The following is a 15,254-nucleotide window of genomic DNA, read 5'->3' on the forward strand; positions in this document are numbered from 1 at the left end:
TTAAAGAAAAAACGGGCAAGGGAAAAAATCGATTTCTTGCCCACTCTCCTATACTTAAAAACTATTTAGCTTTTTGAAAGAGCCTTATCTTTCAAATTGCGGCGCAAAATTTTGCCTGTGGCATTTTTCGGTAGTTCTTCTAGCAAAACGATTTCTTTTGGGCATTTATAAGAAACTAATCGACTCTTACAATAGTCATGTAAATCTGCTGTCGTAATAGATTTGTCTTTTAACACAACATACGCAAGGACCTCTTCACCTAAATTTGGATCTGGTATTCCTACTACTGCAACTTCTAGTACACCAGAATTAGAGTAAAATACCTCTTCGACTTCTCTTGGATATACATTATAGCCACCGACGATAATCATATCTTTTTTGCGATCTACAATGTAGAAATAGCCTTCCTCATCCATTCGAGCTAAATCCCCTGTACGTAACCAATCATCACGAAATGCTACAGCCGTTTCTTCGGGCATATTATAATAGCCTTTCATCACGTTTGGACCTCTTACAACAAGTTCTCCAACTTCGCCTACTGGCACTTCTTCACCTAATTCGTTCACTACTTTGTTTTCTACATTAATAATGTTTGTCCCAATGGATCCTGCTTTTCTCTCACGATCTAATGGGTTAAAACATGTAACAGGTGAAGCCTCTGATAATCCATAACCTTCTGATACACGTAGGTTAAATTTCTCTTCAAAATGATGAAGTAGCGCTACAGGCATTGCTGCTCCGCCAGAAATAGCAAAGCGTAATGATTTCAAATCATCTGGGTTGCCGTCAGGATATTGATACAAGAAATTGAACATCGTCGGAACTCCTGCAAAAACAGTAGGCTTCAGTTCTCTTCCAATTTTGAAAATCTCTTTTGGGCTAAACTTAGGCAGAATGATTAATTGTGCTGACTTTAATAACGGTGCATTTACCACAACTGTTAATGCAAATACATGAAACATTGGTAATGTTGTAATAACCCGATCCATCCCAGTAAATTGTAGATAATTTGATACGTCTCTTGCATTTGAATATAGATTTTTGTGCGTTAACATAGCACCTTTGGGATGGCCTGTGGTACCAGATGTGTACAATATGACAGCGACATCATCATCATCAATTTCACCGGGTTTGATTTTGGGGTTGGATTGTGCAATTAATTGTGCAAAAGAATGAATTTTTTCTTTTACCTTTTGTGGTAACGCTTTCATTTTTTCATAAACATCTTCTTGTGTTTCGCAAACAACATACGAATGTACATCAGGAAATAATTGTATACCTGCTTCCACCAAAGGTAGTAATGCATCTAAGGCAATCACTGTTTTGACGTCACCATTTCGAAGAATATATGTAATCTCATCTGGTGCGTAAAGTGGATTCACAGGAATAGCTGTTGCACCAATTCTCATTGTTGCATATAAAGATATAACAAAATGAGGTGTATTGCTCAAAAGAAGAGCTACATGGTCACCCTTTTCAACCCCTAATTCTTTTAAAGCTGTTGCAAACTTTGAGACCGCCTCTTCAAACTCTTTGTAGGTCGTATCCTTTCCCCCAAAATGATACGCTACTTTTTCTGCCTTTTCTGTAGACGTCTTATAAACCTCTGATACTAAATTCATATTCTTTCGCCCCTTTGCAAAATAAAATGAATAGTGATTCATTTCCCATCCAAATCTATTATATAGAAACAACTAAAAGAAAACAACAGATAGCCATATTTGCTACCTGTTGTTTTTAATTTGCTCGAATATGTGATAAATAACGCCAGCGTATTAAATAGAAGTAAGCTAGTTGTATACAGGTTATCCCCGCTAGTACAAAGAAGATTTCTCTTAATATAGATAACTCAGCGATTCCCTTCCAAAATACTTGAAGTGCCAAAAATGCAAATATACAATGAAACATTGCTAGACCCCATGGTAAGAAAAATTGAGGTACTAACTGTCTATTAACAATCTTCCTTAACTCTTTATCGGTAATTCCCATCCTAAGTAATGCATCATATTGTTTTTTGTCCTCTTCAAGACCTGTATAAAGTTTAAAGTAAATAAAGCTTCCTGAAGCAAGGAAGAATACAGTAGCTGCTAGTAATCCGATAAATAATAACAATGCAAAAGTAGAGCGTATAAAGGAATAATCTAGCCCAGGATTTTCAAAGTAAAATGGTAAATCGCTCTCATGATTTGTCATATATGCTTCCGTCACAATAGTGTCTAAATTTGAACCTATATCCTTTGTCTCTGTCCATTGCGGTACATAGAAAACAAATATATGATTTGTAGACTGGTTTGCACCTGCACCAACCATTGGATCTTTTAGTAAACGAAAATCTTGATCACTTACGATAATAACATTTGTACCAAGTTCAGTAGGAGAAAATAGAACTTTTGGATACACTTTATTAATATAAAGTGGCACGCTATTTTCTTGTAAAACTGTTTCTACTTTTTTATTCTTAAGCTCATCAATAGATTCCTCTGAATAAGCTAAAAACATTGCTTGACCAGGTTTTAAGTTGACAACAGGATAGCCAAAAACGAGCGCTAATCTGTTAATATCTGATTGCGTAATAATCTTCACTGTCTGCTGTGTATTTGATGAGGTTTGACGCTTAATATCAAATTTATTGAGATGATAACTAAGCCCCTTCTCTTCTAATTCATTAATCAAACCTGTAATATGCTCTTTTTCATACGGATTATCTAATTTACTTGAATACACTAAACCTAATGGATTTAGTTGATGATATTGATGCGTAAATGTTGACATAGAGCTTAATGTACCTATTGCTAAAAAGGCTAAAGTGGATACCATACAAGTTATAAAAAACATTCTTGCATTTTCTCTCATACTTGTTGATATTCCAGCTATCGAAACAATTCGATATTTATGCCAATTCCATTTTTTGTACTTACGTATACGAGATAAGAAAAAAGGAATGGAATCGGTGAAAAAAAGATAGGTGCCGATCATCGCAAGAGGAGGAGTTAACGCTGTAAATAGTACAACATTTTCCTTTTGAATGTTAGCAGCCATGACATAGGCAATAACGAGACATAGCAGACCTAAAATCCCTTTCCAGATTGAATACTTTGCAAATTGCTCATTACGCCAATATCCACGCAGCAATCGAACTAAATTCACATCTTTGATAAACATCACACTGATCCATGAAATAATGACAAATAGACTAGTAAATGTTCCAATTGTTAATGCAAATGGTTTCCATGAAAAGTACAATGGAAGGCTATCGATTTGCAAAATCCCACGCACAATCATAAAGAAAAATTTTGCAAAAGCAAATCCAAAAACAATGCCCACAACAATAGAAGCTAGCCCGATGATCATCGTTTCAATCAAGATCAACTTATTCAGTTGTCTCTTTTCTATCCCTAGGTGTAGTAAAATACCAAATTCCTTCGTGCGAGCCTCCAAAAAAGCACGCATCGAATAAAATAAGAAAAATAAAGTGAAGAGGACTAAAATTACTTCTGCAATAAACATTCCTTGAAAGGCAATTTCTCGCAAAAATTCATCTTCCACTTTAGGATGAAACATCAGCATGGAGTAGATGAAAAACACCATAACAGATGCCACACTTGCTAAGAAGAATGCTGCATAGATTCGTTGATTTCTAATAACATTACGGAAGGCGAACTGTCGAAAAGTCACCGACATGACCTCCTAGTAAACTCAACACATTTAAAATAGCTTGGAAAAAGGTTTGACGATGATTATCTTTATAAATTTCATTAAAGTATTCTCCGTCTTTTATAAACAGCACTCGGTCACAGTAACTTGCAGCAATTGGATCATGTGTAACCATGATGATCGTTGTATTATCTCGCTTGTTTATGCGACCAAGCAGCTCGAGTACATCTCTTGATGATTTCGAATCTAAATTCCCTGTTGGCTCATCTGCTAAAAGTAATAAAGGCTTATGAATGATAGCTCGTCCAATTGCTGTTTTTTGAGCTTGTCCTCCAGAGATTTCATTTGGACGCTTATTGAGAATTTTTTCGATTCCAAGTTGTTCTGTGACATCCTTTAATCTCGTTTCCATAGTTTTTAAATCTTGATTATCGAGTGTTAGTGGTAAGACTATATTTTCTTCCACGGTTAGCATTTGCAATAGGTTGAAATCTTGGAAGACAAATCCCAGTTGCCGTCTTCTAAAATATGCTAAGTCGTTTTTCTTTAAGTTATGAGGTTTTATATCATTTACGATAATCTCACCTGAGGTAGGTGTATCAATGGTGGAAATCATATTCAGAAGGGTTGTTTTACCACTACCTGAAGGTCCCATCACTGCTAAAAATTCTCCTTTTTCGACTTCGAAATTTAGTTGATTGATTGCACGATGTGTAACTTTTCCTTCATATACTTTTGTTACGTCTTGAATTTTCAAAATCGACATATATGATTACCTCAATTCAATTAAGATGCTTTAAAGTACACTTTAATCGTTGTACCTTTACCTACACTTGAGTCTATTTCCAATTGGTGGCCAAGCTTATCGCATACTTCCTTTGCTAAAAATAAGCCCATTCCTGTCGATTCACCCGTTTTACGTCCATTTTCCCCAGTAAAGAAAGCTTTTGTCACTCGTTTTATATCTGTTGGTGGGATTCCAATTCCTTCATCCCTAATCGTTAATACAATTTGTGTACCCTTTTTTGCCGCAGATAAATACACTTTCTTGTTATCTTCAAAAGTATATTTCACAGCATTCGTGATAAATTGTCCGATGATGAACTTAATCCATTTTGGATCGGTCGGAACGATACAATCCTCTGCGATATCAATGTTAGGGAACACATGATTGACGATAAATAATCGTTTATTTTCATTAACGATTGAGCTTACTAAAGGACGCAATGCAACCTGTTCAATTTTCATATCCTCTTCAAAAGTATCTAGACGCGCATTCATCAAAACGGTTTCAAGACCATGCTTTAAACGCTCTACTTCCTCTTTCACACTTACCTTGTCTAATGGACCCTCTTCTTGTAAGAGTAATTCTAAAACACTAATAGGTGTTTTCATTTGATGAACCCATTGATTCATAAATTGGAGATGGCGATTTTGCTTATTGTACAATTCCTGAGCCTCCAATTGGTAAATCTTATAAAGTTCATGGATGTACTTTTCTGTTTCTAAATGTTCGATTGTTTTTGCATTTTTTTGTAAAGCATCTTCCATTGAATGTGGAAGTAACAGGATTTTTTTATAGAATGACCTTCGCATAATATAACGCGTACACAAGAATGTAGCAGTTAGAATGAGTGAGATAATGATAGAGTAAAGTGCTGTATTAATATTACGGAAACCGTCTAACCCATACAATAAAAGGATAAATAGCACCAGTACGATATCGAAGAAAAGATAACTTATATGTTCTTTAATAAATAGCTTAATTGAATCCACAGCCTATTGCTCCTCTTCACATAAGACAAAACGATATCCCGCACCACGTACTGTTTCTATAGCGGATTGTACATGATAATCTGCAAGTTTTTTGCGCACACGTGTCATATTCACATTTAATGTGTTTTCATCGACAAAAGCTTGGTCATCCCATAATTCCTCTAATAATTTTTCTCTTGATACTACCTTTGGTGCTTGTCCCATAAGTAATTCCAAGATGACGCATTCCTTTTTTTGGAGTGGTATTACTTCATCCTTAATATGTAACTCCATTCGTTCTAAAAAAAGCTCTAGCAATCCGAGTTTTACAGTACGTTCTTCTTGCTTTGTTGCATATTCTCCATAGGATCTGCGTAAGTGGCTTTTGATTTTGGCCAAGACGATTTCATAGTTGAATGGTTTTGTGATGAAATCATCTCCGCCATTTTCTAATGCGAATACTTGGTCCATTTCTCCAGACCTTGCTGAGATGTATATTATTGGGATGGTTGTTAGTTGTCGAAGTTGGCGGCACCAATAATAGCCATCAAATGAAGGCAAGTTTATATCGAGCAAAACAAGATGAGGATTGAATGCTTTAAAGTCATCTAGGATATTATCAAAGGATTCAACTTTTTGGACATCATAGTGATATTTTATTAATGTATCGGCTAATAACGATGCGATTTTCAAATCATCTTCTACGATTAATATTCGATGTGTGGTCATTTTTTCACTCCTTCACCTTACTAATTATTTAAAGTTGAACTACATCTACTTTTGAAGCCAGTGTGAGTCTCTTCTTTCTCTTTGGAAACTGATAACTAATTTATTACTAATAAATTTTAGATAGAAGTGGAATTAGCTTCGCTTTCCTGCGGACGAGCGGTGAGTCTCCTCCTACGCTTCGCTACGTGCGGGGTCTCACCTGTCTCGCCTTTTCCGCGGGAGTCTGCGCTAATTCCACTTCATTATTATTTCCAGTACTAATCTACACCCAAAAGAGCCAATCAAAATTTTTGTAAATATTCATTCAAACTCTTTATCGGTGACTTCCTAGCTTTTCCAAAGGGAGTCTAAATCAATTCCGTATCAACAAAGTTCAAAACTCTAATGTCCAACTAAGTCATTTTAGATAATCTAAGGTTTTCATTTCATTATTTTCGTACTCCTACAACTAAAGAGTAACGAATAATTTACTTTGATTTAACTAATTCCACATTGTCATATAACAGTTCGCTGTATTAATACATTAGTTTTATGAAGTCTTCTTTTGATACGCCGCCGAAGTATGTTGGGATATCAATTTCGTTTAGGGCTTCTGCTATTGTGTGTGGTTCGTATTTTTTACCTTTTAGTGCGTTTTCTATGTCTTCCATTTCGCCTACGCCGAAGAAGTCGCCGAAGATGTGTACTTCTTCCATAAGTCCTTTGTTTACTTCAAGGCGTATATCTATAAATCCTGATGGGAATTTTTTTGTGCGTTGAATGTTGAATTTTGGTGATTGGCCATAGTTCCAATCCCATTGTTGATATCGTTCTTCGGATAGTTTGTATATGTTATCCCAGTCTTCATCTGTTAGTTCATAGTATTTTATATTCTCTTCTCCACCGAAAATGGATTTTAATATTTCCATTCTGAATTCTTCAACAGTGATTGGATTTTCCATAAAATCTGCAATGTTTGCAACGCGTGAGCGAACAGATTTAATACCTTTTGATTCAATTTTTTCTTTTTTCACTTTTAATGCTGCTACAACAGCATCAATATTCGAATTAAACATTAATGTACCATGGCTAAATAAGCGGCCTTTTGTTGAGAACATTGCATTCCCTGAAATTTTTCGTCCTTCTGCAAGGATATCATTACGACCTGAAAGTTCTGAGTTAATGCCAAGTTTCTTCATGGCATCTACAACAGGCTGTGTGAACTTTTTAAAGTTTTGGAAAGACTCACCGTCATCCTTTGTGATGAAGCTGTAGTTTAAGTTACCTAGATCATGATAAACTGCACCGCCACCAGAAAGACGACGAACTACAATAACGCCATTTTCCTCAACATAGTCTGTGTTAATTTCTTCAATTGTATTTTGGTTTCTTCCAATAATGATGGAAGGTTGATTGATGTAGAACAGTAAAAAAGATTCTTTTTCTACATCTAAAGTTTTTAATGCATATTCCTCAATAGCTAAATTTATGCGAGGGTCATTGATCCCCTTGTTATCTATGAAAAGCATTTAATGTCACTCCTTAAATTATGTCTCAAACTATTTTAACTTAAAATCGAATTTTTGTATTGACATATGTCATCGTGTTATAATACAATGCATAATATAGAAACAGTAATATAACAGAAGATACTAAGGAGGAGATTTTCAATGTTAGAAAATGTTGTTGAATTTTTCAAAAACTTACCGGATAAACACTGTGCAGAATGTGGCGAAAAAATTGAAGAACAAAGCGAGTGCTATACAAACACTTGTGAGCATTGCAATAATCTTTAATCTATTAATCTTAAAGTATTTTTATATTACAAGTTAAATTTCCCATTGCTTTTATAACTCACCCCACATCTCTGTCTGAACCGCAGATGATGAACTTATAAGTAAACTGCTTACAACAAAAAAGCGTAAAGAGCTTGAACCACTCTTTACGCTTTTTTATTTTTTTATTTGATATATTGATTGACTTTCGGCATAACTTTGGTTGCTAATAACTCCATAGAGCGTGCAACAGTTTCGAATGGTTGACCTCCGATATCTAACTGTGCCAAAAATCTCGTATGGCCTAATAATTCATGTTGTCTCAAGATTTTCTCTACAACCTCATCAGGACTTCCAACAAATAATGCTGAACGAGGTCCAGTCATTTTTTCAAATCCTTCGCGGTCTAGGCGAAATGCCATTCCGCGTTGCTTATTCACATAACCCCAATAGTTTTTGTAATAAGCATAATATTCGTCTCTCGCTTTCATGCCATCCTCATGAATGTAACCATGAGCAGTTACGGCTACTTTAAATTGATCTTGTGGATGCCCTGCGGCTATAAATTCACGCTTATATGCATCTACAAGTGGAACGAAGTATTTTGAGTCTCCACCAAGAACGGCAAGGGCAAGACCTGTTCCAAATCGTCCAGCGCGCATTGCACTTTCTGGTGTACCACCGACCCCAATCCATGTAGGAATTTCTTTTGTTGCACGAGGAGAAATTTGTGCATCTCTTAAAGGTGCACGTAATTGTCCATTCCAAGTTAGGATTTCTTTGTTGTTTAATTTTTGCCAAAGATCTAAATGTTCTTCGAATAGTTCATTGTATTGCTCTAAATTGTACCCAAATAGTGGGAAAGATTCGATAAATGCTCCACGGCCAGCTATGATTTCTGCTCGACCATCTGACAATAAATCTAAAGTTGCGAAATCCTCATATAATCGAACAGGGTCAACTGTACTTAAAACAGTAGTTGTGCTGGTTAGTTTAATATTCTTCGTTTGTTGTGCAATTGCACTAAGTATAACGGGTACAGATGAAACAGCATAATCTAAGCGATGATGTTCGCCTACTCCAAAAATTTGAAGTCCTAGTTCATCAGCGAGTCTTGCTGCTTTTAAAACATCCTGAATTCTTTCTTTAGCTGAAATTGTTTCACCAGTGTATGGGTTAGGTCCTATATCTGCTAATGTATATACGCCAAATTCCATTGACTTTTCTCTCCTTATTTTTCCACGACAATATGATTGCCAGATGGATCGACTGTGATAAAGCCATCCGTTGTTTCTTCAACTTTTGCACCAAGAGAAGTGAGTCTTTTGATAACTTCTTCATCACCTTCATTTAGTTGCACCGTGTAGCTTTGTAGACCAACTTGTTTTTCTGAAGGTTTTGGAGCGCCTACACCATTCCAGGTGTTAAGTCCAATATGATGGTGGTAATCTCCTGTAGAAATAAATAAAGCTTGGTTTCCGTACCTTAAAACTACTCGATATCCTAGTGTTGTATAAAAATCTTCTGCTTCTTTCAGATTTGCTACGTGTAAATGAATATGACCCATTACTGTGTTTGTTGGAAGGCCAGACCATTCTCCTTCACGACTATTCTTCAAATCGTCAAAATTTAATGGTTCTGTTTTCATAAACACTTGATTATTTGACCATTTCCATTCTTCTGGAGCACGATCTCGATATATTTCAATACCGTTGTGGTCTGGATCGCGTAAATAAATTGCTTCACTCACATCATGATCTGAAGCACCGAAATAGACACCATTTTGTTGTAAATAGTGGACGATATTCGCTAAATCTTTTCGGCTTGGCAATAGAATTGCAAAGTGATAAAGACCAGTCGTTTTTTGTGGTGATTGATATGCACCTTCAGGTTGTATGATGGATAAAATGCTTGTTTTGCCATCTGTAGTGAAAATTGCTCGGTCTGTTGTTTGGCTTAAAACTTGAAAGCCAATTACTTCTGTGTAGTATTTAATTGAACGTTCTAAGTCTGATACTTTTATTTCAACATGTTTTACATACATATTTGGTTTTTCGTGATATTTCATAGTAGGTCCTCTTTTCTATTTAACTTTTTCTTTTAACTTACTTTTCGTAACTTACTATATTTTAGTTATTAGATTATGTCAAGTAACTAATTTGATTGAGATTTCTTTTTAGAGGAATCTAAAACAGTTTTTGGTTGAAGTAGCACTAGTTTTAGTGTCCTTCTTGTTAGAAGTATTAAAATTTAGTTTAATACTAATTAGGTTTAGTTTGAAGTGGGCCGGCTACGCTTTCCGAGCTAAGCGAGCGGTGAGTCAATGTTCGCTTTACTTCAATTATTTTAGAGGATTAATCTTGACCAAAAATCTTCAGTGAATGTTAGTATGAATTCTTACTTTTTAATTTTCCCCTAACATCCCTCAGTTACACCACAAATGAAGAAACAAGTAAAACAACACCATAGAAAAAGAAAGAGGCGATTCTAAAGAATCGCCTCTTTCTTTGCTATTCATCTACACTTACATCATTATAACCTTTAAGGTACGGTAGAAAATAATTCAACATCATCGAAATAATGAATAGCATCTTTATCCTGATCGTAAATATATAATCCATAACCCTCTTTATGATGCAATAATTCTTCTTTCTCACCATTAGTCAAAGGTCTTGCTAAATTCAAATTCAAATTGACCTTATAAGCTAATGAATTATCTGGTTTCATAGGAGTACCTGGAACTAACCCAGTGCTGTTCTCCTTTACTATGGAAGAAATATTTTTAGGTAGCTTTAATTCAAGATAATATTTGCTATTAATTTCTTTTAACAAAGTATAAAGCGAAGGACTGACTCTGTAAAAAATTTCAAATCGAACAGATTTATTATCATTCTTCACTTTAAATTCATTAACTGTAAAATTTGGTGGAGTGAATTCCCCTTCTAAAGAAATTTGACCACCGACATTATCACTTTGTTGATAATTTCGTTGATTATTATTTTGTTGATTATCACATGCTACAATACCAAAAATGGATACAAAAACAACTAGAATAAAAATAATAAAATTTTTACTCTTATTTTTTATCATTGTTTGATCTTATCGCTCCAACTAGAATATGTCCAATTTCCCGAAACACTTTTAGAACTTACTACTTTTCCTGCACTCCATAATTTTTCAGTTCCAGTTTCTTTGACCCAATTACTTCCTGCTCTTAATTGATAGGTTGTTTTTGCAGGTATTGACCATGTGATTGTAAGTGTTTTTGTGTTAGTTGTACCTAGTCCTACTTGAGTTGAAACCCCTGCTTCAGCAACCATCGTTTTAAAACTAGCACTAGAAGTAACATTTGCCGTAGTAGATTGAGTAACGCCTACTGAATAGCTAACAGTATCGGTTGATGAACTACTATTGTTGTGCGTATGTGTAAACTCAACTTTTTTGTTCTTAGAAGTAGAAGAATGAACATATTCATATCCAGATAAATCAATAACCATTGGGGAAATCATTGGACGAGCTACATCGTACTCTGTATAATCCTTAGATTCTGCAGCGCTAGCACCAATACCTGCGTTTAAAGATAATAAAGATACCATAGCTGTTGCCAATAAAATTTTCTTCATAAAATGACCTCCATTTTTAATAATATGATAGCTGTTAGATTTTGTGGCTCTTCTGTACTTTCCATAATTCTATAGCCCAATCATCCAATCTAAAATACTCACAAGCATCCCTCTTCCTAATGTATATTTACTATATAAGGAAATTATATATAATAAAATAGTAGTATAAACAATATAAGCATATATGCTTGTGGGAGACAGAGGTGAATAATAAATTAATGGAGAAAGAATACGGAGGAACATTTAAAACTATTAGATTATCTAAGAACTTTGAGCAAATTTTTGTTTCAAAAAATGTTTTACACCAAACAAGCTACTCTAAATTTGAACTTGGCAAAACTGATGTTACTTCAAAAAAATTTGTAGCATTATTACGCAACATTGAAATGGACTTTGAAGAATTCGATTTTATTCATCATTCTTACAGTTATTCACCCAGAGACGCAATTATTCAGAAGTATTACAATTTAAAGTTCATTGATGATGACATTTTACAAGAGATTATTAAAGAAGCAGAAATATATCTAAAAAAAGAAGATGATAGGTATATAGAAAATCTATTAACTGTGTCAAAAGGATTACGTGCCTTCGGTAAAAATAATAACATCGACCATGCACGTTTATATGCGGAAATTGTTTGGAAAAGACTTGAGCAATTGGATACCTGGTATTTGTCTGATTTACGCTTAATAAACAGTATTCTTTTCATATTTCCAATAGGAACAGCTATGACCATAACAAAATTTGCTATGACACAATTATATAAATATAAGCAACATTCATTATATAAAAAGCTACTGCTTCCTTTTAAATATAATCTTGTACATTTATTGATAAGAGAAAATCATCTGGAAGAAGCATACAAAATAAATGAAGAACTTATCGAAGATTTTAAGAAAGAAAAAGCCTATTTCCACATATCATTATGCTATTTGAGAAAAGGCTTACTTCAAGGAAGCTTAGGTATAGTTGATAAAATTAACTATATAGAACAAGCTAATCAAGTATCCATTTTCTTCAATGATAATCAATTACAGAAGCATTTAGAGTATGAAAGCCAGTATGTTTCAGAACTTCTAGAAAGGGAGACACTATTAGGCGAAATTAAAGGATAGTAGATACAGAACCCCAACATAAAAGCCTTCCATCATCATTCAAATGATTGGAAGGCTTTTGTTTATTTTAACTTAACTGTGTGTGTACTATTCACCTATTCTGTTGCTGCTTCTTTTGCATAGCGTTTTTTGTAAAGTAATGTGAAGAATAGGCATGTGATGAATAGGAAGCATACCATGAATGCTAATAATACAAACACGTTTTGAGTCCAGTATGACATATCTCCTGTTGAGATAGCTGCTCTAAATCCTTGTACTGTATATGTTACTGGTAATAAATTATTAAAGAATTGTAATGGTTTTGGTATTAGTTCTAATGGGAATGTACCTGCACAAGTTGTTAGTTGAATGACCATTAAGATTAAAACAACATAACGACCCGGATCTTTGAACATGGATACAAACAATTGAACTAATGCGATAAATGTATAGCTTGATATCAATGCAAGTAAGAAAGTAGCACCAAGGTTTTGCGGTTGAAGCCCCAATGCAAATTTAACAACGACGATTGCAAGTACTGATTGTAAGAACCCAATAACCGCTAAAACTGAGACTTTACTTGAGAACCAAGCAAAACCACTTGTTGGACGAATAGACGGTTGTACTAATGGAAAGACCACTGAAATAACGACAGCACCTACAAATAAACCTAATGTGATAAAGTATGGTGCAAATCCTGTACCATAATTTGGTACTTTATTGATGGAATCTTTTTCTACTGATACAGATTGGCCTACCATATCATACGTTTTGTCATTTGCATGTACTTTGGAAGCTGTATCATGAGCATCATTTAGGCTTGATTGCAATGTATTTGAGCCTTTTGCTAAATCCTTCGTACCATTTACGAGATTGTTTGAGCCACTTTCTAATTGACCTAAACCACTTGCTAGTGATTGAGAGCCGTTACTTAATGTGCCAAGACCTGTATTTAATTGACCTGACCCGTTTTGCAATTGCCCCATCCCAGATACAAGTGACTGAGTACCGTTACCTAATGTATTTAATCCTGCTGCCAGTTGACCAGATCCATTTTGTAATTGACCTAGTCCACTATCAAGGGAAGATAAACCTGTTTGTAATTGACTAGCGCCGTTATTTAATTTTTTGGCGCCTTCAATTGATGTACCCCAATTTGATGCAAGTTTTTCTGTGCCTGATGCTAACTGCTTTGTGCCTGGTTCTAGTTCATTGCTAACTGAAGTGTTCATTTTATTTAAGCCAGCTGATACAGCTGCTGCCCCTTCTTTTAACGCTGTTAAATCTTTTGTTGGTTTAACAGTAATAGAAGACACATTATTATTTAGCTGTGATGTACCTGCGCTTAGTTTTGATGCTCCTGCATTCACATTAGTAGCACCTGAATCCATTGATTTTGCAGTTGCTAACAAAGCATCCTTTTGTTCTTGCGGAATATCCATTGCATTAATTTGAGCAAGTAATTGCTTAGTACCGCTTGCTAGTGATTCTGTTCCTTTTGCTAAATCCGATGCCCCATTATTAAGATTGGCAACACCTGATTGCAGTGAAGAAATTTGAGCTGGCATTTCCCCTAGGCCACTTACTAACTCTGATACACCATTCGATACTTGGCTTGCTCCTGGTGCTAATTGGGCTAGGCCAGTACTTAATGTACCAACACCATCATTTACCTTATGAGCACCATCATTTAGGGCATTAATGTTATCTGTATTACCAACTAATCCCGCGACTAGAGTATCTGTACCTTTCTTCAAATCGGAAGAGCCCGATACTAGTTGACTTGATCCGTCTTTTGCAGATGTAATACCATTCGTTAATTGGTTCGCCCCATCTTTGGCTGATTTGGTACCGTCATTTACTTGACTAGCACCTGTTGCAGCTTTATCTATTCCTGTTTTTAAAGATGAAGAGCCTTTTGCTGCTGATTTAGCACCTTCACTTAATGATCCAGCACCATCTGAAGCAGATTTTATACCATTTGCTAATTCTCCTGCACCAGATGATAACTTATTGGAGCCGTCTTTCAGTTTACTTGCACCATCAGCAGCTTCTCCATAGCCGTCTCCCATTTTTTTAATGTTTGCAAACAATTGCTTCGCATAGGTCGCAGATACTTGTTTGTTTACTTCTGCTCGTATTTTCTCAACAGCCGAATTACCAATTTGGCTTCCTAAGAAATTCAATCCCTCATTTGGTTGATAGACAATTTTCATCTGTTCGGGATTATCTTGTAACAACGTCCCAGCATTTTGACTAAAGTCCTTTGGAATTTTAATAATCATATAATAATCCCGATTATTAAGTCCTTTTTTGGCTTCACTTTGAGGTAATTCTTTAAATTTAAATTCTTTACTTTTTACTAACCGATCGACTATATCATTTCCTAATTTTAAATCTTGCCCTTCTACTGTTGCTCCAGTGTCATTATTAACGATAGCGACTGGTAGTTTTTCTAAATTACCGTATGGATCCCAAAAAGACCATAAAAACATACCTGCATAAATTACCGGAACAAAGAGAATGGCAAAAAGTGAAATGAATAACATTCTATTTTTAAAAATATTTTTCCATTCAGCTTTTAACATACTTTATTCTCCTTCCTAAAACTAATTGACCGTTTTGTTCATTCGGTCATTTTCCCT

13 protein-coding genes are annotated in these 15,254 nt (G+C 35.1%); 2 read left to right on the forward strand and 11 right to left on the reverse strand.

What is annotated here, in order from left to right; genetic code table 11:
- Positions 1–65: 65 nt before the first annotated feature.
- The 6 genes from ACWV26_RS16010 to ACWV26_RS16035 all read right to left on the reverse strand — a co-directional run bounded on the left by ACWV26_RS16010 (position 66) and on the right by ACWV26_RS16035 (position 7,646).
- Positions 66–1,622, reverse strand: a complete 1,557-nt coding sequence (locus ACWV26_RS16010) for a fatty acid--CoA ligase family protein (RefSeq protein WP_455895704.1) — start codon at positions 1,620–1,622, stop codon at positions 66–68.
- A 115-nt stretch (positions 1,623–1,737) separates the two neighbouring features.
- Positions 1,738–3,675, reverse strand: coding sequence for an FtsX-like permease family protein (locus ACWV26_RS16015; protein ID WP_455895705.1), 1,938 nt, complete (start codon positions 3,673–3,675; stop codon positions 1,738–1,740).
- The gene (locus ACWV26_RS16020; RefSeq protein ID WP_455895706.1) at positions 3,647–4,420 is read right to left on the reverse strand and encodes an ABC transporter ATP-binding protein; all 774 of its coding nucleotides are present in this window, start codon (positions 4,418–4,420) and stop codon (positions 3,647–3,649) included. Before ACWV26_RS16020 ends, ACWV26_RS16015 begins: the two co-directional genes overlap by 29 nt.
- A gap of 20 nt (positions 4,421–4,440) precedes the next feature.
- Complete coding sequence (locus ACWV26_RS16025; protein ID WP_455895707.1) at positions 4,441–5,430, reverse strand: sensor histidine kinase; 990 nt, start codon at positions 5,428–5,430, stop codon at positions 4,441–4,443.
- A gap of 3 nt (positions 5,431–5,433) precedes the next feature.
- Positions 5,434–6,138 carry a winged helix-turn-helix domain-containing protein gene (locus tag ACWV26_RS16030; RefSeq protein ID WP_455895708.1) on the reverse strand — a complete coding sequence of 235 codons (705 nt, stop codon included), beginning with the start codon at positions 6,136–6,138 and terminating at the stop codon, positions 5,434–5,436.
- Positions 6,139–6,653: 515 nt separating this feature from the next.
- Positions 6,654–7,646, reverse strand: coding sequence for a lipoate--protein ligase (locus ACWV26_RS16035; protein ID WP_455895709.1), 993 nt, complete (start codon positions 7,644–7,646; stop codon positions 6,654–6,656).
- A gap of 141 nt (positions 7,647–7,787) precedes the next feature.
- On the opposite strand from ACWV26_RS16035, the gene yhfH reads away from it, so the two are divergent.
- Complete coding sequence (yhfH, locus tag ACWV26_RS16040; RefSeq protein ID WP_119414582.1) at positions 7,788–7,913, forward strand: protein YhfH; 126 nt, start codon at positions 7,788–7,790, stop codon at positions 7,911–7,913.
- Positions 7,914–8,077: 164 nt separating this feature from the next.
- On the opposite strand, the gene ACWV26_RS16045 is transcribed toward yhfH, so the two are convergent.
- From ACWV26_RS16045 to ACWV26_RS16060, 4 genes are all read right to left on the reverse strand, one after another.
- Entirely contained in the window at positions 8,078–9,109 is a 1,032-nt protein-coding gene (locus ACWV26_RS16045) for an LLM class flavin-dependent oxidoreductase (protein ID WP_455895710.1), read from the reverse strand.
- Between the two features lie 14 nt (positions 9,110–9,123).
- A complete protein-coding gene (locus ACWV26_RS16050) occupies positions 9,124–9,960 on the reverse strand; it encodes a VOC family protein (protein ID WP_455895711.1) in 837 nt (278 codons plus the stop codon).
- Between the two features lie 473 nt (positions 9,961–10,433).
- Positions 10,434–10,982 (reverse strand): hypothetical protein, encoded by a 549-nt coding sequence (locus ACWV26_RS16055; protein ID WP_455895712.1) that lies wholly within the window; start codon positions 10,980–10,982, stop codon positions 10,434–10,436.
- Positions 10,979–11,515, reverse strand: a complete 537-nt coding sequence (locus ACWV26_RS16060; RefSeq protein ID WP_455895713.1) for a hypothetical protein — start codon at positions 11,513–11,515, stop codon at positions 10,979–10,981. The genes ACWV26_RS16055 and ACWV26_RS16060 overlap by 4 nt, the downstream gene beginning before the upstream one ends.
- A gap of 203 nt (positions 11,516–11,718) precedes the next feature.
- On the opposite strand from ACWV26_RS16060, the gene ACWV26_RS16065 reads away from it, so the two are divergent.
- Positions 11,719–12,630 carry a hypothetical protein gene (locus tag ACWV26_RS16065; RefSeq protein ID WP_455895714.1) on the forward strand — a complete coding sequence of 304 codons (912 nt, stop codon included), beginning with the start codon at positions 11,719–11,721 and terminating at the stop codon, positions 12,628–12,630.
- 95 nt (positions 12,631–12,725) lie between these two features.
- On the opposite strand, the gene ACWV26_RS16070 is transcribed toward ACWV26_RS16065, so the two are convergent.
- A complete protein-coding gene (locus ACWV26_RS16070; protein ID WP_455895715.1) occupies positions 12,726–15,197 on the reverse strand; it encodes a YhgE/Pip family protein in 2,472 nt (823 codons plus the stop codon).
- Positions 15,198–15,254: the final 57 nt, after the last annotated feature.

The sequence above is a fragment of the Rummeliibacillus sp. JY-2-4R genome, assembly GCF_053847205.1.